The following is a 233-nucleotide window of genomic DNA, read 5'->3' on the forward strand; positions in this document are numbered from 1 at the left end:
GGTCGGAACGTAGGCCGGGTTGGCGAACGGGGACGCCTCGACCCGGCCGGCCGCGTCCCAGGCCTTGAAGGCGGCCGCGAAGTCCGGTGTGAACCGGGCCTCGATGTAGTCGGCGAGCTGGGTCTTGTTCTCCGCGACCGCCTGGACGTAGTTGGCCCAGATGACCAGGTCGAACATGCGGGCGTCGCGGGACCGGCCGTCCGCGTTCGTGGCCTGCACGCGGGCCGAGGACG

1 pseudogene is annotated in these 233 nt (G+C 71.7%); it reads right to left on the reverse strand.

Annotated elements, in window-relative coordinates:
• A pseudogene (locus BN358_RS26470) lies at positions 1-233 on the reverse strand (hypothetical protein); the annotation flags it as partial.

The sequence above is a fragment of the Sedimentibacter sp. B4 genome (assembly GCF_000309315.1).
GTDB classification, from domain to species: domain Bacteria; phylum Bacillota; class Clostridia; order Tissierellales; family Sedimentibacteraceae; genus Sedimentibacter; species Sedimentibacter saalensis.